Source organism: Citrobacter sp. C5_2, assembly GCF_014596845.2.
GTDB lineage: Bacteria > Pseudomonadota > Gammaproteobacteria > Enterobacterales > Enterobacteriaceae > Citrobacter > Citrobacter werkmanii.
On record NZ_CP115032.1, the window covers coordinates 1,629,711 to 1,647,719 of the forward strand.

Below are 18,009 nucleotides of genomic sequence, written 5' to 3' on the forward strand. Positions count from 1 at the left end.
GCAATGGAGTTCGCTTTTTATATCTGTGGCCTGATAGCCATTCTCGCAACCTTGCGGGTGATCACCCACACCAATCCGGTACACGCACTGCTGTATCTGATTATTTCGCTGCTGGCGATTTCCGGGGTGTTCTTCTCGTTAGGCGCTTACTTCGCCGGTGCGCTGGAAATTATCGTCTACGCGGGCGCCATCATGGTGCTGTTCGTGTTCGTGGTAATGATGCTCAACCTCGGTGGTTCTGAAATTGAACAGGAACGCCAATGGCTGAAACCGCAGGTGTGGATTGGTCCGGCGATTCTGTCGGCCATCATGCTGGTGGTGATTGTGTACGCCATTCTTGGCGTTAACGATCAGGGCATCGACGGTACGCCAATTAGCGCGAAAGCGGTCGGTATTTCCCTGTTCGGACCGTATGTACTGGCGGTCGAACTGGCTTCGATGCTGCTGCTGGCGGGCCTGGTTGTGGCCTTCCACGTGGGTCGCGAAGAGCGTTCAGGTGAAGTACTGAGCAATCGCACCGATGACCGTGCGAAAAGAAGAACGGAGGAGCACGCATGATCCCCTTACAACATGGACTGATCCTCGCGGCTGTCTTATTCGTGCTGGGCTTAACCGGTCTGGTTATCCGCCGCAATCTGCTGTTTATGCTGATTGGGTTGGAAATCATGATTAACGCCTCCGCGCTGGCCTTTGTGGTCGCCGGAAGCTACTGGGGCCAGACCGATGGTCAGGTGATGTACATTCTCGCCATCAGCCTCGCGGCTGCGGAAGCGAGCATTGGACTTGCGCTGTTGCTGCAACTTCATCGCCGTCGCCAGAACCTGAACATCGATTCAGTAAGTGAGATGCGTGGATGAACATGCTTGCCTTAACCATTATTCTGCCATTTATTGGCTTTGTATTACTGGCGTTCTCTCGCGGTCGTTGGTCAGAAAATCTGTCCGCTACCGTGGGCGTTGGCTCTATCGGCCTGGCTGCGCTGGTGACGGCGTTTGTTGGCGTTGACTTCTTTGCTAATGGTCAACAAGCCTACAGTCAGCCGCTGTGGACGTGGATGTCTGTCGGTGACTTCAACATCGGCTTTAACCTGGTGCTGGATGGTCTGTCGCTGACTATGCTCAGCGTGGTGACCGGCGTCGGTTTCCTGATCCACATGTTCGCCTCCTGGTATATGCGTGGAGAAGAGGGCTACTCTCGTTTCTTCGCTTACACCAACCTGTTTATCGCCAGCATGGTGGTTCTGGTACTGGCGGATAACCTGCTGCTGATGTATCTCGGTTGGGAAGGCGTGGGTCTGTGCTCTTATCTGCTGATCGGCTTCTACTACAGCGATCCGAAGAATGGCGCTGCGGCAATGAAAGCCTTCGTGGTGACCCGTGTCGGTGACGTGTTCCTCGCCTTCGCGCTGTTCATCCTCTACAACGAGCTGGGCACGCTGAACTTCCGCGAAATGGTTGAACTGGCGCCTGCGCACTTTGCCGACGGCAACAACATGCTGATGTGGGCGACCCTGATGCTGCTGGGTGGTGCGGTAGGTAAATCCGCACAGCTGCCGTTGCAGACCTGGCTTGCTGACGCGATGGCCGGCCCGACGCCTGTCTCCGCGCTGATCCACGCCGCGACGATGGTTACCGCTGGTGTCTACCTGATTGCACGTACCCATGGTCTGTTCCTGATGACCCCGGAAATCCTGCATCTGGTGGGGATTATCGGTGCGATCACGCTGGTGCTGGCAGGTTTTGCCGCGCTGGTACAGACCGACATCAAACGCGTTCTCGCTTACTCCACCATGAGCCAGATTGGCTACATGTTCCTGGCGCTCGGCGTTCAGGCATGGGATGCGGCGATTTTCCACTTGATGACGCACGCCTTCTTTAAAGCGCTGCTGTTCCTGGCGTCCGGCTCGGTTATCCTGGCCTGTCATCACGAACAGAACATCTTCAAGATGGGCGGCCTGCGTAAATCTATTCCGCTGGTGTATCTCTGCTTCCTGGTGGGCGGCGCGGCGCTGTCGGCTCTGCCGCTGATTACCGCAGGCTTCTTCAGTAAGGATGAGATTCTGGTCGGTGCGATGGCGAACGGTCATATCAATCTGATGGTTGCAGGACTGGTCGGTGCGTTTATGACCTCGCTGTACACCTTCCGAATGATTTTCATCGTATTCCACGGTAAAGAACAAATTCACGCTCACGCCGGGAAGGGGATTACCCATCATCTGCCGCTGATTGTGCTGATGATCCTGTCCACCTTTGTTGGCGCGCTGATCGTACCGCCGCTGCAGGGAGTGCTGCCTGCAACGACCGAACTTGAGCATGGTCGCGTCATGACGCTGGAAATTACCTCTGGTATCGTCGCGATTGCGGGCATCCTGATCGCAGCATGGCTGTGGCTGGGTAAACGTACGCTTGTGACGTCGATTGCCAACAGTGCGCCGGGCCGTCTGCTGGGTACCTGGTGGTATAACGCCTGGGGCTTTGACTGGTTGTACGACAAAGTATTCGTTAAGCCGTTCCTGGGCATTGCCTGGCTGCTGAAACGCGACCCGCTGAACTCAATGATGAACATTCCGGCTGTCCTTTCCCGCTTTGCAGGTAAAGGCCTGCTGTTAAGCGAGAACGGTTATCTGCGCTGGTATGTGGCATCGATGAGCATTGGCGCCGTCGTTGTGCTGGCACTGTTGATGGTACTGCGTTGAGTTTGAGGGTTGGTATTGTGCCCGACACAACAAACCCAAAGAGAATTTTTAAAATTCGTTGAAAATCAGGTCCAAAAGGACAGGCGTTATCGGCAAAGTCAGAGTGGACACCGCCCGCGCACAGCAACCGGAGCGTACTGAAGTACGTGAGGGTTGCGAGCACAGCCGGGGTTCACTATGACGAGTGAGATAGCCTGAACGGGACTTAAACAAGGAACAAAGATCACCATGTTATTACCTTGGTTGATATTAATCCCTTTCATCGGTGGCTTCCTGTGCTGGCAGACCGAACGCTTTGGCGTGAAGGTGCCGCGCTGGATCGCGCTGATTACCATGGGACTGACGCTGGCGCTTGGCCTGCAACTGTGGTTGCAGGGCGGCTATTCACTGACGCAATCTGCGGGTATTCCGCAGTGGCAGTCTGAGTTTGTCCTGCCGTGGATCCCACGTTTTGGCATCTCTATCCATTTAGCAATCGACGGCTTGTCGCTGCTGATGGTAGTGCTGACCGGCCTGCTCGGCGTTCTGGCGGTCCTTTGCTCCTGGAATGAAATCGAAAAATACCAGGGCTTCTTCCACCTGAACCTGATGTGGATCTTAGGCGGCGTGATCGGCGTGTTCCTGGCCATCGACATGTTCCTGTTCTTCTTCTTCTGGGAAATGATGCTGGTGCCGATGTACTTCCTGATCGCGCTGTGGGGGCATAAAGCCTCTGACGGGAAAACGCGTATCACGGCGGCGACCAAGTTCTTCATTTATACCCAGGCGAGTGGTCTGGTGATGTTGATTGCCATCCTGGCGCTGGTGTTTGTGCACTACAAAGCGACCGGCGTGTGGACCTTCAACTATGAAGAGCTGCTGAATACCCCGATGTCCCATGGCGTGGAATACCTGCTGATGCTGGGCTTCTTCATCGCCTTTGCGGTGAAAATGCCAGTGGTTCCGCTGCATGGCTGGTTGCCGGACGCGCACTCCCAGGCTCCGACCGCAGGTTCCGTTGACCTGGCGGGGATCTTGCTGAAAACCGCAGCCTACGGTCTGCTGCGTTTCTCTCTGCCGCTGTTCCCGAACGCGTCGGCGGAGTTTGCGCCTATCGCCATGTGGCTTGGCGTAATTGGTATCTTCTACGGCGCGTGGATGGCCTTTAATCAGTACGACATCAAACGTCTGATTGCCTATACCTCCGTATCCCACATGGGCTTCGTGCTGATTGCTATCTACACCGGCAGCCAACTGGCTTACCAGGGCGCGGTAATTCAGATGATTGCGCACGGTCTGTCAGCAGCCGGTCTGTTCATCCTGTGTGGTCAGCTGTACGAACGTTTGCACACGCGTGACATGCGCATGATGGGTGGTCTGTGGGGCAAAATGAAATGGTTGCCTGCGCTGTCCATGTTCTTCGCAGTCTGTACGCTGGGTATGCCGGGTACAGGTAACTTCGTTGGCGAATTTATGATTCTGTTCGGCAGCTACCAGGTGGTTCCGGTTATTACCGTGATCTCGACCTTTGGTCTGGTGTTTGCCTCTGTATACTCGCTGGCGATGCTGCATCGCGCTTACTTTGGTAAGGCGAAGAGCCAGATTGCCAGTGTAGAACTGCCAGGGATGTCGCTGCGTGAGCTGTTTATCATCCTGTTGCTGGTCGTGCTTCTGGTACTGCTTGGCTTCTATCCGCAGCCGATTCTGGATACCTCGCATTCTGCGATGAGCAACATCCAGCAGTGGTTTGTTAATTCCGTTACTACTACAAGGCCGTAAATCGCCATGACAATAACTCCACAACACCTGATTGCGCTGCTACCGCTGCTGATCGTCGGCTTGACGGTGGTGGTTGTGATGCTCTCCATTGCGTGGCGACGCAATCACTTCCTCAATGCCACGCTGTCGGTCATTGGGCTTAACGCCGCGTTGGTTTCGCTCTGGTTTGTTGGCCAGGCGGGCGCCATGGACGTCACCCCGCTGATGCGGGTTGACGGTTTCGCCATGCTCTATACCGGGCTGGTGCTGCTGGCGAGTCTTGCCACCTGTACCTTTGCTTACCCGTGGCTGGAAGGTTACGACGACAACCGGGAAGAGTTCTACCTGCTGGTGTTGATTGCTGCACTCGGCGGTATTCTGCTGGCAAATGCTAACCATCTGGCGGCGCTGTTCCTCGGTATCGAACTGATTTCTCTGCCGCTGTTTGGTCTGGTTGGCTACGCGTTCCGTCAGAAACGTTCTCTGGAAGCCAGTATCAAATACACCATTCTGTCTGCCGCAGCGTCTTCCTTCCTGCTGTTCGGTATGGCGCTGGTGTACGCGCAGTCTGGCAACCTGTCGTTTGTTGCGCTCGGTAAGAGCCTTGGCGACGGCATGCTGCACGAACCGCTGCTGCTGGCGGGCTTCGGTCTGATGATTGTTGGCCTCGGCTTTAAACTCTCGCTGGTTCCGTTCCACCTGTGGACGCCAGACGTATACCAGGGCGCTCCGGCTCCGGTTTCCACCTTCCTGGCGACGGCGAGCAAAATCGCTATCTTCGGCGTAGTGATGCGTCTGTTCCTGTATGCGCCGGTTGGCGACAGCGAAGCGGTACGTACCGTGCTGGGCGTGATCGCCTTTGCTTCCATCATCTTCGGTAACCTGATGGCGCTGAGCCAGACCAACATCAAGCGTCTGCTCGGTTACTCCTCCATCTCTCACCTCGGCTATCTGCTGGTGGCGTTGATTGCCCTGCAGAGCGGCGAGATGTCGATGGAAGCGGTTGGCGTTTACCTGGCCGGTTACCTGTTCAGCAGCCTCGGCGCGTTCGGTGTGGTCAGCCTGATGTCCAGCCCGTACCGTGGCCCGGATGCAGATTCTCTGTTCTCCTACCGTGGTCTGTTCTGGCATCGCCCGATCCTCGCGGCAGTGATGACGGTAATGATGCTGTCTCTGGCGGGTATCCCGATGACGCTGGGCTTTATCGGTAAGTTCTACGTGTTGGCGGTCGGTGTGCAGGCTAACCTGTGGTGGCTGGTTGCTGCCGTGGTGGTCGGTTCCGCGATTGGTTTGTACTACTACCTGCGTGTTGCCGTGAGCTTGTACCTGAGCGCGCCGCAACAACTGAACCGCGATGCGCCGTCTAACTGGCAGTACAGCGCGGGTGGGATCGTGGTGCTGATTTCTGCTCTGTTGGTGCTGGTGCTGGGTATCTGGCCGCAACCGCTGATCAGCATTGTGCAGTTAGCGGCACCGCTGATGTAATACATCATGCTGTAAACAAAAAAGAGTCTGGGCAATGTCCAGACTCTTTTTTTTTATCTATATTGTGATGCCATAGGCCTGAAGTTTCTGTATAAATTTAATCGCACCATTAAAGTTTAAGTGGTCGCCATCCTGAAAGTCGTGACGAGTAAAGTCCGGGTCACCACTCATATCGATAAGTACAATGTTTTCCTTATTTAATGTGATTTGTTGGTAAAATGAAAAAGCCTCATTGACCATTTCTTTATTAATGTTTTCTATATATTTCTGTGGCTGAGGGGGAAATACTATATACATAGCGTATTTATTCTTCTCAGCATTGTGGACCATTTTCTCAATATTACGAGAATTCGAACTCAATGATTCCTTATGACGAAAAAGTTTGGAATGATTGCTGCCGCGCTGTATGCTGAGTTTATCCATTTCTTCTTCGCACATTGAACTTTCATTTCTTTGCTCATCAATTAACATATGAAAGTCAAAGTTGAGATATTTATGGTTAACAATGTCTGTTATTGCGGCTATCAACTTTGCTTCAGATATAAATAAACTTAACAGGTTTTTTTCAATGCTACTGCTAATTGACGCCGGTTGGTATATCTCATCATGATTGCTGGTGAAAATTTCTTCATCATATTGAATGTATGGGATATTATTTTTTTTGGCGAAAAATTTAAGCTCCTTAAATACACCACTGTTAAAGGTGCCTTTACTTCTGGCCAATTCATGGTGTAAATCAAAAAAACTCGTGATATGAATATGGTTTTTTAACTTGCCACTCTGAGACAGATGTTCAGTGATAGCCAGGGCAAAGGCAGTATCACCACTTTTAACGGACATATTGGCTGTACAGGTAGTCAATTGTGTTGGTACACCCCACCAGGCATATGACGACCCGGTAACGACATTATCAATAATCTGTGTATTGTATTTTTTGTATTCATGTTCCAGATACATGGCATATTTTTTGTTAGTCCCACAGGTCACACGTAGAGGACTATAGTAGATGTAAGAGAAGACATTCGCGCAGTCGAATTTTCTTCTTAAAATATGGCTCCCTTCATCATCATAGATGAGAATTTTAGTTGCATTATCGGGTGACGGATGATTGATGGTCTGGATACAGTGTTCAACGTCTGCGGTGATGTCCAGATGTACAAGTTGTGACTGAAAACAATCCGCGATAATAGTACTAAAACTGAGATAATGACTATCGGTGCCATAAAAGAAAATCTTATATTGCGCGGAGCGCAGGAGCGTCATCCAGTATCCTGAAATTATAGGAAGAATAATGTCTACGTCTTTTTCAGTGATATCTCTTGTCGTGAGTGGTATGAGGTTATTGATTAAGGTGACAGATTGTTCATTCTCCTCTATATGTTGCTGGCCTGCGATTAAGGTATTCTTGATATTGTCGATGTCTAAATTAAGTTTGTATTTGGCCAGGGATTTTGCATGTTTTTGGAGATCTTTTATGAAACGGTGTTTATCCACGTCACTGCCTGCTTAGAAATGTGAAAATCATGTAGGATAATTGTTGAGGCTATTTTTTTGACTCAACGGCTGATATCTAAAAGCGGCAATTTTTAATGATAATTAAAGGGAGGGTATGGTAAGGAGATTATTTTTGTGGGGGAACGACTCCCTTACTCGTTGGAGAACCGCAGAGTAAGGGGGCTGGTTGGGCGTCAGGCCGAAAGCTGACGGCTCACCAGTGGACCGCTAATGTCTTTCGCTGCGCGCTCCATGACTTCCTGAATCACAGAAGAGAGCTCATTGACCTCAAATTTTGCCACATAACCATCAGCTTTAACCCGGCGAACGTGATCTTCATTGGCGCTACCGGAAAGCGAGGAGTGGATAACGACCGGGATTTTCTTCAGGCGTTCATCGGTCTTGATTTTACGGGTAAGCGTAAAACCGTCCATCTCCGGCATTTCCAGGTCGGTGAGCACCAGGGCTATCTTCTCAGTGATTGGCTTGCCTTCCGCCTGCGCTTCTGCGGAAAGCTGCTGGATTTTTTCCCACGCATCCTTACCTGTCACATGCATCTGATGCGGGATTTCCATGGCGTTAAGCCCTTTCTCCAGCATCGCGCGCGCGACTTTCGAATCTTCTGCCACAATCGCCACCGCACCCGGCGTGATGTTGAATTTACTGGTTTTCAGGTCTGTCGCGCGTAAATCGTGATTGGACGGTACGATGTCGTAAAGAATTTGTTCAACATCAAGTACCAGCGCCAGGTTGTTGGTCTCTTTGTCGTCATCCAGGCAGGCGATACTGGTGATGTAGCGACCGTTGACGGCTTTCTCGGCGGTATGTACCTGTTGCCAGTCCAGACGCATAATGTTTTCCACTGACTCCACCGCAAACGCCTGTACGCTGCGGGCGTATTCCGTAATGAGCAGGATGTTGAGCCCGGTCTCTGGTTTACAGCCCGCCACCGCCGGCAGGTCAATCACCGGGATCACTTGATCGCGAATATTCACCATACCTAACAGCGGAGCTTTCATTCCCGCCGGACGCGTAAACGTCGGCATCGGCACGATTTCACGCAGTTTGAATACGTTGATGCCAAACAGCTCTGATTTCTGCTCCTCGATGGATTTGCCGAGGCGAAACAGCAGCAGTTCAAAACGGTTAGACAGGGTTAGATTGGTCCTGTCATCAATATCTTTCTGGAAATTGTTCATCCTGTCCTCAGTGTGAAAGCCAGCCTTTTCTCTGTTATCGGCACTGAAGCGAAAAAATAGAGCGTTAAACGGTGAAAATGGCGAAATCGTGAGCCAGTTCTGTTGCCGGGAATAGCGCTCTGCACTCTTCGAGTAATCGCTGACAGCCTTTTTCATCGTAGCGTGAGCTAACGTGGGTCATGATCAAGCGTCCGACACCCGCTTTAAGCGCCAGTTGCGCGGCTTGTCGGGTTGAACTGTGTCCACGGCTATTGGCCTTCTCCTCCATTGACGCGTCCAGTGTAGTTTCATGCACCATCACATCCACGCCATTTGCCAGTTCGAAGGCACTTGCGCAAGGGCCTGTGTCGCCGAAAATCGCCACGGATTTTCCCCTGGTGGCCGGGGCAAGAAAGTCGGCACCGTTAATTACGCGACCATCTTCCAGGACGATGGTTTTCCCGGCTTTCAGCTCCTGGAACCACGGACCGGATTTAACACCACCCGCCTTCAGCGCACTGGCGTTTAGCGCACCTGGTTTGTCGTGTTCTTCAATGCGAAAACCATAGCATTCCAGCGGATGTTCCAGTGGATATGCCGTTACCTTACGCAGGCCGTCATCGACGATTTCACCCGCGGTGATTTCCACAATATCCAGAGGATAGTCAGTCCATGAACCGCTCAGACGCAAAGCGGTTTCGGTAAATTCCCGTAATCCTTTTGGGCCGTAAAGCGTCAGTGGCTTGACGTTCCCGGCCATCGAACGACTACACAGCAATCCAGGTAAACCAAACAGGTGGTCGCCATGCAGGTGGCTGATAAAGATACGGTCGAGTTTTCCCGGATTGAACGGTGTGGCGAGCATTTGATGCTGTGTTCCTTCGCCACAATCGAAAAGCCACAGCCCCGGCTGAGTCGGGTGTTGCAGATTCAGTAAAATTGCCGTTACATTGCGTGAGCGGGTAGGAACTCCCGCTGACGTGCCTAAAAATAGTAATTCCATCTTTGCGTTACACTTTTCGCCATCGCTAAGGCAGGGTGTTCAGGTTATCACAACAAAGGGGCAGACAATGATTCACTGGCAAGATCTCCACCATGCAAAGCTGAGTACACAAGAACTGTATGCCATTCTTCAGCTTCGCTGCGCGGTATTTGTTGTTGAACAACAGTGTCCATATCAGGATGTAGATGGCGACGATCTGGTTGGCGAAAATCGGCACATTCTGGGCTGGCACAATGATGAGCTGGTGGCGTATGCGAGGATTCTGAAAAGCGATGACGATCTGGAGCCGGTGGTCATTGGCCGGGTGATAGTCAGCGAAGCGCTACGCGGCGCAAAACTGGGGCAACAATTGATGACCCAGACGCTGGCATCCTGTGCGCAACACTGGCCGCACAAGGCGCTGTATCTGGGCGCGCAGGCGCATCTGCAACCGTTTTATGCGCGCTTTGGTTTTATGCCGGTGACGGATATTTATGACGAAGACGGGATTCCACACATCGGAATGGCGCGAGAAGCACATCAGGCTTAAACAGGCGCAAACGGTCCAGGTTGTCTATAGTTAGCGGATACGTCAATAGAAAGGGAGAATACAATGTCTTTTCAATCTTATGAATCACGTATCGATGATGATCTGGAACTCTTGAGCGAAACGCTGGAAGAGGTGTTGCGTTCTTCCGGCGATCCGGCCGATCAAAAATATCTTGAGTTAAAAGCGCGGGCGGAGCGGGCGTTAGAAGAGGTGAGAAATCGCGTCAGCCATGCTTCTGACAATTATTATTTCCGCGCGAAAAAGGCCGTTTGCCGGGCGGATGACTATGTGCATGAAAAACCCTGGCGCGGAATTGGCGTTGGCGCCACGGTCGGTTTAGTGATGGGATTATTGTTAGCGCGGCGATAAATTCCGCTCCGTCATCGCATTTGTTCGTACTCCCTAACTCGGGGTACTGCTTTTTCTGTTCAGTACCCCGTATAATGAGAGGTTTTTAACAGGGAGAGGTCCGCGTGCAATCAATCACTACTGCGCTGGAAGGTCTGATGCGTCATTTGTCGCAAGAGATACCGGCAGCACCTGGAATTCGTATTTACGACATACCTTTCCCTCTGAACGATGCGTTTGACGCTTTAGGATGGCTGGCCAGTCAACCCGTCTGGCCCCAGTTTTACTGGCAGCAGCGTAACGGCGACGAAGAAGCCGCTGTGCTGGGGGCTGTCGCCACGTTTTCCTCGCTGGCATCTGCTCAGCAGTTTTTACGTCAGCACGACAATCAACCTGACCTGCGTATCTGGGGCCTCAATGCGTTCGAGCCTCGGCACGGCAATTTGTTGTTACCGCGACTGGAATGGCGACGCTGCGCCGGAGTGGCGAGCTTACGGTTACACCTTTACAGTGATGTTTCGCTGCGTGAAGACGCCGCACGCGCGGTTGAATTTATTTCCACGCTGGCCAATGTTAAACCATTGCCCGCGCTGCGTTTGAGTTTGACGGGAGAACAGCACTGGCCTGATAAAGCCGGTTGGATAGATCTGATAAAGCTTGCCACGCACACCATCAATGGCGAAGAACTCGACAAAGTTGTGCTGGCGCGAGCAACAGATTTACAGTTTTCACAGTCGGTGAATGCCGCTGCGGTGATGGCTTCCAGCCGTCGCCTGAACCTTAACTGCTACCATTTCTTTATGGCATTCTCTGCCGACTCCGCTTTTCTTGGCTCTTCCCCTGAACGTTTGTATCGGCGGCGCGACACGGCGCTGCGCACCGAAGCGCTGGCCGGAACCGTTGCCAATCACGCCGAGGATCATCGCGCCTGGCAGTTAGGCGAGTGGTTGATGAAAGATGATAAAAACCAGCGCGAGAATATGCTGGTGGTCGAGGATATTTGCCAGCGGCTGCAAGGCTGTACGCAAACCCTTGATGTGCTCCCCCCGCAGGTGCTCAGACTGCGTAAGGTGCAGCATCTACGCCGTTGTATCTGGACGGAACTGAATCAGGCCGACGATACGCTCTGCCTGATGCAACTCCAGCCTACGGCGGCAGTTGCAGGCATTCCGCGTGAGCTGGCGCGCGAATTCATCCGGCAAAATGAACCCTTTGAGCGCGAGTGGTATGCCGGTTCTGCAGGTTATCTTTCTCTGCGCCAAAGTGAATTCTGCGTGTCATTACGTTCGGCAAAAATTAACGCCAACGTGGTCCGCCTGTATGCCGGCGCGGGGATCGTGCGTGGTTCAGATCCTGAGCAAGAATGGCAAGAAATAGACAATAAAGCGGCAGGGTTACGCACCTTATTACAGATGGAAGGATAGTGATTTCGTGTATATTTCCGATTCATATCAAAAATCCATTTATTCGATTCTCTATACTGTGTCGCAATATTGATACCGGACAATCTCATGTCAGTAAGCGCATTTAACCGACGCTGGGCGGCGGTCATACTGGAAGCACTCACTCGCCACGGCGTCAGGCATATCTGCATTGCCCCTGGCTCTCGTTCTACACCGTTGACGCTGGCAGCAGCGGAAAATCCTGCTTTTATCCACCATACCCATTTTGATGAGCGTGGTCTTGGGCATCTGGCTTTAGGTCTGGCAAAAGTGAGTCGCCAGCCAGTCGCCGTGATTGTCACGTCCGGTACGGCAGTGGCGAACCTGTATCCCGCATTGATTGAAGCGGGCCTGACCGGTGAAAAACTGATTTTACTCACGGCTGACCGACCGCCGGAACTTATCGACTGTGGCGCTAATCAGGCGATTCGTCAGGCCGGCATGTTTGCTTCTCATCCGTCGCAAACGCTCTCTTTACCGCGCCCGACGCAGGATATTCCGGCGAGCTGGCTGGTGTCCACCATTGATAATGCCCTGGCCGCGCTGCATAGCGGGGCGGTTCATATTAATTGCCCCTTTGCGGAACCGCTGTATGGCGACATGGACGAAACGGGTATTGCCTGGCAGCAACGCCTCGGCGACTGGTGGCAGGACGACAAGCCCTGGCTACGTGAAGCGCGTCGGCTGGAAAGCGACAAACAACGTGACTGGTTTTTCTGGCGACAAAAGCGCGGCGTCGTCATCGCGGGTCGTATGAGCGCGGAAGAGGGCAAGAAAGTTGCGCAATGGGCGCAGATGCTCGGTTGGCCGCTGATTGGCGATGTCTTGTCGCAAACCGGACAACCCCTGCCGTGTGCTGACCTGTGGTTGGGGAATGCGAAGGCGGTGACTGAGTTACAGCAGGCGCAGATAGTGGTGCAGCTTGGCAGTAGCCTGACCGGAAAACGACTCCTGCAATGGCAGGCCAGCTGCGATCCGCAGGAATACTGGATTGTCGATAATATCGAAGGTCGCCTTGATCCGGCGCATCATCGTGGGCGCAGGCTGGTGGCGAAGGTGGGTGACTGGCTGGATCTACACCCGGCGGAAAAACGCCAACCCTGGTGCGTGGAAATCCCGCGCCTGGCGCAACTGGCATGGCAGGCGGTGGAAGCCCGTCGCGACGTGTTTGGTGAAGCGCAATTAGCCCATCGTATTCACGAGTATCTGCCCGAACAAGGGCAACTGTTCGTGGGTAACAGTCTGGTCGTGCGCCTGATTGATGCGCTGTCGCAGCTTCCGGCTGGTTTTCCAGTTTATAGCAACCGCGGCGCGAGCGGCATTGACGGTCTGCTGTCAACGGCGGCGGGCGTACAGCGCGCTAGCGCAAAATCTACGTTGGCTATCGTCGGTGATTTATCTGCACTGTATGACCTTAATGCGCTGGCGTTATTGCGTCAAGTTTCCGCGCCGTTTGTCCTGATAGTGGTCAATAATAACGGTGGGCAGATATTTTCCCTGCTGCCGACGCCGGCAAGTGAACGTGAACGGTTCTATCTGATGCCGCAGAACGTGCACTTTGAGCATGCCGCGGCCATGTTTAACCTCAAATATCAGCGCCCAGAAAACTGGGAGCAACTGGAGAGCGCGTTGACAAATGCCTGGCGTACTCCTGCGGCAACGGTTATTGAGCTGGTGGTGAACGAAACTGACGGGGCGCAAACCCTGCAGCAACTGCTGGCGCAGGTAAGCCATCTATGATCCTGCACGCCCAGGCGAGCGTTAGCCAGAGTGGATCACCCTGGCTGGTTTTCCTGCACGGGTTCTCCGGCGACTGTCGGGAATGGCAGACGGTCGGCGAAGCGTTTCAGGATTATTCGCGGCTGTATATCGACCTGCCGGGACACGGCGGTTCCGCCGACATCAAGGTGAGCGGGTTCAATGATGTTTGTATGCTATTGCGTAGCACCTTGCTTAGTTACAACATACTTAGCTACTGGCTGGTGGGATACTCTCTTGGCGGCAGAGTCGCGATGATGGCGGCCTGTCAGGAGATGCCCGGGCTTTGCGGTCTGGTCGTTGAGGGTGGACATCCTGGTTTGCAAAGCGAGGAGGCGCGCGTTCAACGTCGCCTTTCAGATGGCCGCTGGGCCGCGCGTTTTCGCGCTGAACCGCTGCGTGAGGTATTTAATGACTGGTATCAACAGCCGGTATTTTCCTCGCTGAATGCGGCGCAAAGAGAGGCGCTGGTCGATCTGCGTAGCCAGAATAACGGGCATACGCTGGCGGCGATGCTGGAGGCCACCTCGCTTGCCGTACAACCTGATTTACGTGCGCGACTCACTGCGCGCACATTTCCGTTTTATTATTTATGTGGTGAACGTGACGATAAATTCCGCGCGCTGGCGACGGAAATGTCAGTACCAAACCATGTGATTCGTAATGCCGGACACAACGCGCATCGGGACAACCCCGCTGGCGTGGTGGACTGTCTGGCTCAGATTCTGCGTCGCTGACTATAGGACATTTTATGATCTATCCTGATGAAACAATGCTTTACGCACCGGTAGAATGGCACGATTGCTCTGCAGGCTATACCGACATTCTCTACGAGAAATCCACCGACGGTATCGCCAAAATCACCATTAATCGTCCGCAGGTACGCAATGCTTTCCGTCCTGTTACCGTAAAAGAGATGATCCAGGCGCTGGCGGATGCCCGCTATGACGATAACATCGGCGTGATCATTTTGACCGGTGCGGGTGACAAAGCGTTCTGCTCAGGTGGCGATCAGAAAGTGCGTGGCGACTACGGCGGATATCAGGATGATTCCGGTGTGCATCACCTGAACGTGCTGGACTTCCAGCGTCAGATTCGTACCTGCCCGAAACCGGTCGTGGCGATGGTAGCAGGGTACTCCATTGGCGGCGGCCATGTGCTGCATATGATGTGTGACCTGACCATTGCGGCAGAAAACGCCATCTTTGGTCAGACCGGCCCGAAAGTGGGTTCCTTCGACGGCGGTTGGGGTGCCTCTTATATGGCCCGTATCGTTGGTCAGAAAAAAGCGCGTGAGATCTGGTTCCTGTGCCGTCAGTACGATGCGCAACAGGCGCTGGATATGGGCCTGGTCAACACCGTGGTTCCGCTGGCAGATCTGGAGAAAGAGACCGTACGCTGGTGCCGTGAGATGCTGCAAAACAGCCCGATGGCGCTGCGTTGCCTGAAAGCGGCGCTGAACGCCGACTGCGATGGGCAGGCAGGCCTGCAAGAGCTGGCCGGTAACGCCACCATGCTGTTCTACATGACGGAAGAAGGTCAGGAAGGCCGTAACGCCTTTAACCAGAAACGTCAGCCTGACTTCAGCAAATTCAAACGGAATCCGTAATGCGTAGCGCGCAGGTATACCGCTGGCAGATCCCCATGGACGCGGGGGTGATTCTGCGCGACAGGCGGTTAAAAACGCGTGATGGGTTGTATGTTTGTCTGCGTGACGGCGAGCGTGAAGGGTGGGGAGAGATCTCCCCGCTGCCAGGCTTTAGTCAGGAAAGCTGGGAAGAGGCGCAAACCGAGCTGCTGGCCTGGGTGAAAGGCTGGCTGCAAGGGGATGCTTCTTTACCACAACTGCCTTCTGTCGCTTTTGGCGCAAGCTGTGCGCTGGCCGAACTGGCAGACGCTCTGCCGGAGGCTGCAGACTATCGTGCTGCGCCTCTGTGTACGGGCGATCCTGACGATCTGGTGCTGCAACTGGCGGATATGCCGGGCGAAAAAGTCGCCAAGATCAAGGTTGGGCTGTATGAAGCGGTTCGCGACGGGATGGTAGCCAATCTGCTGCTGGAGGCGATTCCGGAGCTGCATCTGCGACTTGACGCCAACCGTGCCTGGACGCCGTTGAAAGCCCAACAGTTCGCGAAATACGTCAATCCTGAGTATCGTGGGCGCATCGCCTTCCTTGAAGAACCATGTAAAACGCGCGATGACTCACGCGCATTCGCACGTGAAACCGGCATCGCTATCGCCTGGGACGAAAGTCTGCGCGAAGCGGATTTCACCTTTGAAGCCGAAGAGGGCGTCAAGGCTGTGGTTATCAAACCGACGCTGACCGGTAGTCTCGACAAAGTGCGTGAACAGGTTGCGGCGGCGCATGCGCTTGGTCTCACCGCCGTTATTAGTTCGTCTATTGAGTCGAGTCTTGGCTTAACCCAACTGGCGAGAATTGCCGCCTGGCTGACGCCGCAGACCATTCCGGGTCTGGACACGCTGAGTCTGATGCAGTGCCAGCAGGTACGCGCCTGGCCGGGTAGCGCGTTGCCGTGTATTGCCGTTGATGCGCTGGAACGCCTGCTATGACCTCATGGGAAACGCCTGCTAGCGCGAGCTTAGCGGGCACTGACTGGCCCTGGCGCGACTGGCGACAGGTTCGTGCGCAGGCGCCAGCCCTGCGCCTCAACGATGAAGTATTAAGCTGGAGTGAGCTTTGCACGCGCGTCGATCATCTGGCCTGCGGGTTTGCCGCTCAGGGCGTGGAAGAGGGCGATGGCGTCCTGCTCCGCGCATGGAATCATCCGCGAGCCTTACTGGCCTGGCTCGCGCTGCTGCAATGTGGGGCGCGGGTTTTACCTGTGAACCCGCAGTTGCCACAGTCGTTGCTTGACGCGCTGGTTCCGGACTTAACGCTACGTTTTGCGTTGGATCTGGAGGCGGCTACCGCGTTCCCGGGGCTGAATCCGTTGCAGATGCAGGCGCTACCTGGCGCACATGCCGCCGCGTGGTTGCCTCAGCGCTTGAGCACAATGACGTTAACCTCAGGTTCCACCGGATTGCCAAAAGCGGCGGTTCACACCTGTCAGGCGCATCTGGCAAGCGCGCAGGGGGTGCTGTCATTAATGCCGTTTGGCGCTGAAGATGACTGGCTGCTTTCACTGCCGCTGTTTCATGTCTCCGGCCAGGGTATTTTATGGCGCTGGTTGTTTGCCGGAGCGCGAATGACCGTGCGCGACAAGCAGCCGCTGGAACAAATGCTGATCGGCTGCACCCATGCCTCGCTGGTCCCTACTCAGTTGTGGCGCTTGTTGGTCAATAAAACGCCGGTTACGCTCAAAGCGGTGCTGCTGGGCGGCGCGGCTATTCCTGTTGAGTTGACGGAGCAGGCGCGCGATCAGGGGATTCGCTGCTGGTGCGGTTATGGACTGACGGAATTCGCTTCCACCGTCTGTGCGAAAGAGGCGGATGGTCTGGCAGATGTCGGTTCAGCCTTAGCGGGCAGAGAAGTCAGAATCGTGGATGACGAAGTCTGGTTGCGTGCGGCCAGCATGGCGCAAGGCTACTGGCGCAACGGGCAGCTTACCCCTCTGGTTAACGCGGAAGGCTGGTTTGCCACCCGCGATCGTGGGGTGTTAAAGGACGGCAAATTAACCATTATCGGCCGCATGGACAATCTGTTTTTTAGCGGCGGGGAAGGCATACAGCCAGAAGAAGTGGAACGCGTGATTGCAGCGCATCCGCAGGTTCTGCAGGCCTTTATTGTCCCGTTAGAAGATAAAGAGTTTGGTCATCGTCCGGTGGCGGTCGTCGAGTATGACACCGATGCTGGCGATGCCAATCTTGCAGAGTGGGTTCAGGATAAGCTGGCCCGTTTTCAGCAACCGGTTTGTTGGCTGACGTTGCCGCCCGAGCTCAAAGCCGGAGGGATTAAAATCTCTCGTCGCGCGTTGGCGGATTGGGTAAGTGCTTCATCATTAACATTAAGAAAACATTAATTACATTTCTCATTTTTGCCATTCCGTCGCTATTGTCGTTTTGTTTATCAGCTAAAGTGTAACCTGATGTGAAATTCATTAACAAAAGGTGCGCTATGGAATGGCATGTGAAGAAGTCTTGCTGCCATAAGAAAACAGGGAGGCTCTATATCGTACTTTGCGATAGCGGTGGATCACTTAAGATGCTTGCTGAGGCGCAATCTTCCGAACGGGTTAAGCCCGGCGATCTCCTTTCACCGCTGAAAGACGCCCAGTATTGTGTTAATCGTGATGCATCTCGCGTGATTAAAATAATCGATGCCAGACAGTACATATGTGACGAATGGGAGCGCCTGGTACGACTGTCGGCAGATAAATGAG

The 18,009-nt window shown here is 53.8% G+C and carries 17 protein-coding genes; 14 read left to right on the plus strand and 3 right to left on the minus strand.

Going from position 1 to position 18,009, the window contains the following annotated elements; all coding sequences use genetic code 11:
• Positions 1-3: 3 nt before the first annotated feature.
• The 5 genes from nuoJ (at position 4) to nuoN (ending at position 5,917) form a co-directional block, all read left to right on the plus strand.
• A complete protein-coding gene (gene nuoJ / locus ICA20_RS07830; protein WP_038642300.1) occupies positions 4-558 on the plus strand; it encodes an NADH-quinone oxidoreductase subunit J in 555 nt (184 codons plus the stop codon).
• A complete protein-coding gene (gene nuoK / locus ICA20_RS07835; RefSeq protein WP_006683663.1) occupies positions 555-857 on the plus strand; it encodes an NADH-quinone oxidoreductase subunit NuoK in 303 nt (100 codons plus the stop codon). The genes nuoJ and nuoK overlap by 4 nt, the downstream gene beginning before the upstream one ends.
• Positions 854-2,695, plus strand: a complete 1,842-nt coding sequence (gene nuoL / locus ICA20_RS07840; RefSeq protein ID WP_038642298.1) for an NADH-quinone oxidoreductase subunit L — start codon at positions 854-856, stop codon at positions 2,693-2,695. The genes nuoK and nuoL overlap by 4 nt, the downstream gene beginning before the upstream one ends.
• A 228-nt stretch (positions 2,696-2,923) precedes the next feature.
• Positions 2,924-4,453 (plus strand): NADH-quinone oxidoreductase subunit M, encoded by a 1,530-nt coding sequence (nuoM, locus tag ICA20_RS07845; RefSeq protein ID WP_003027692.1) that lies wholly within the window; start codon positions 2,924-2,926, stop codon positions 4,451-4,453.
• Positions 4,454-4,459: 6 nt separating this feature from the next.
• A complete protein-coding gene (gene nuoN / locus ICA20_RS07850; protein WP_038642295.1) occupies positions 4,460-5,917 on the plus strand; it encodes an NADH-quinone oxidoreductase subunit NuoN in 1,458 nt (485 codons plus the stop codon).
• Between the two features lie 57 nt (positions 5,918-5,974).
• Here nuoN and ICA20_RS07855 read toward each other — a convergent pair whose 3' ends face one another.
• The 3 genes from ICA20_RS07855 to rbn form a co-directional block, all read right to left on the minus strand.
• Complete coding sequence (locus ICA20_RS07855; RefSeq protein ID WP_038642293.1) at positions 5,975-7,411, minus strand: hypothetical protein; 1,437 nt, start codon at positions 7,409-7,411, stop codon at positions 5,975-5,977.
• Between the two features lie 194 nt (positions 7,412-7,605).
• A complete protein-coding gene (locus ICA20_RS07860; protein WP_038642291.1) occupies positions 7,606-8,610 on the minus strand; it encodes a chemotaxis protein in 1,005 nt (334 codons plus the stop codon).
• Positions 8,611-8,674: 64 nt separating this feature from the next.
• On the minus strand, positions 8,675-9,592 hold the full coding sequence (gene rbn / locus ICA20_RS07865; RefSeq protein ID WP_038642289.1) for a ribonuclease BN: 918 nt from the start codon (positions 9,590-9,592) through the stop codon (positions 8,675-8,677).
• A 67-nt stretch (positions 9,593-9,659) separates the two neighbouring features.
• Between rbn and ICA20_RS07870 the strand changes: the two genes are divergently transcribed.
• From ICA20_RS07870 to pmrD, 9 genes are all read left to right on the plus strand, one after another.
• On the plus strand, positions 9,660-10,121 hold the full coding sequence (locus ICA20_RS07870; protein WP_038642287.1) for a GNAT family N-acetyltransferase: 462 nt from the start codon (positions 9,660-9,662) through the stop codon (positions 10,119-10,121).
• Positions 10,122-10,184: 63 nt separating this feature from the next.
• Positions 10,185-10,490, plus strand: coding sequence for a stress response protein ElaB (gene elaB / locus ICA20_RS07875; RefSeq protein WP_006683669.1), 306 nt, complete (start codon positions 10,185-10,187; stop codon positions 10,488-10,490).
• Between the two features lie 104 nt (positions 10,491-10,594).
• Positions 10,595-11,893, plus strand: a complete 1,299-nt coding sequence (menF, locus tag ICA20_RS07880) for an isochorismate synthase MenF (protein WP_038642284.1) — start codon at positions 10,595-10,597, stop codon at positions 11,891-11,893.
• Between the two features lie 87 nt (positions 11,894-11,980).
• On the plus strand, positions 11,981-13,651 hold the full coding sequence (menD, locus tag ICA20_RS07885; protein ID WP_038642282.1) for a 2-succinyl-5-enolpyruvyl-6-hydroxy-3-cyclohexene-1-carboxylic-acid synthase: 1,671 nt from the start codon (positions 11,981-11,983) through the stop codon (positions 13,649-13,651).
• A complete protein-coding gene (menH, locus tag ICA20_RS07890; protein ID WP_038642280.1) occupies positions 13,648-14,406 on the plus strand; it encodes a 2-succinyl-6-hydroxy-2,4-cyclohexadiene-1-carboxylate synthase in 759 nt (252 codons plus the stop codon). Before menD ends, menH begins: the two co-directional genes overlap by 4 nt.
• A gap of 14 nt (positions 14,407-14,420) precedes the next feature.
• On the plus strand, positions 14,421-15,278 hold the full coding sequence (menB, locus tag ICA20_RS07895) for a 1,4-dihydroxy-2-naphthoyl-CoA synthase (protein WP_038642278.1): 858 nt from the start codon (positions 14,421-14,423) through the stop codon (positions 15,276-15,278).
• Positions 15,278-16,240 (plus strand): o-succinylbenzoate synthase, encoded by a 963-nt coding sequence (gene menC / locus ICA20_RS07900; RefSeq protein ID WP_038642276.1) that lies wholly within the window; start codon positions 15,278-15,280, stop codon positions 16,238-16,240. Before menB ends, menC begins: the two co-directional genes overlap by 1 nt.
• Positions 16,237-17,649, plus strand: coding sequence for an o-succinylbenzoate--CoA ligase (gene menE / locus ICA20_RS07905; protein ID WP_038642274.1), 1,413 nt, complete (start codon positions 16,237-16,239; stop codon positions 17,647-17,649). The genes menC and menE overlap by 4 nt, the downstream gene beginning before the upstream one ends.
• 95 nt (positions 17,650-17,744) lie before the next feature.
• Positions 17,745-18,008, plus strand: coding sequence for a signal transduction protein PmrD (pmrD, locus tag ICA20_RS07910; RefSeq protein WP_038642272.1), 264 nt, complete (start codon positions 17,745-17,747; stop codon positions 18,006-18,008).
• The last annotated feature ends 1 nt before the right edge of the window (position 18,009 follow it).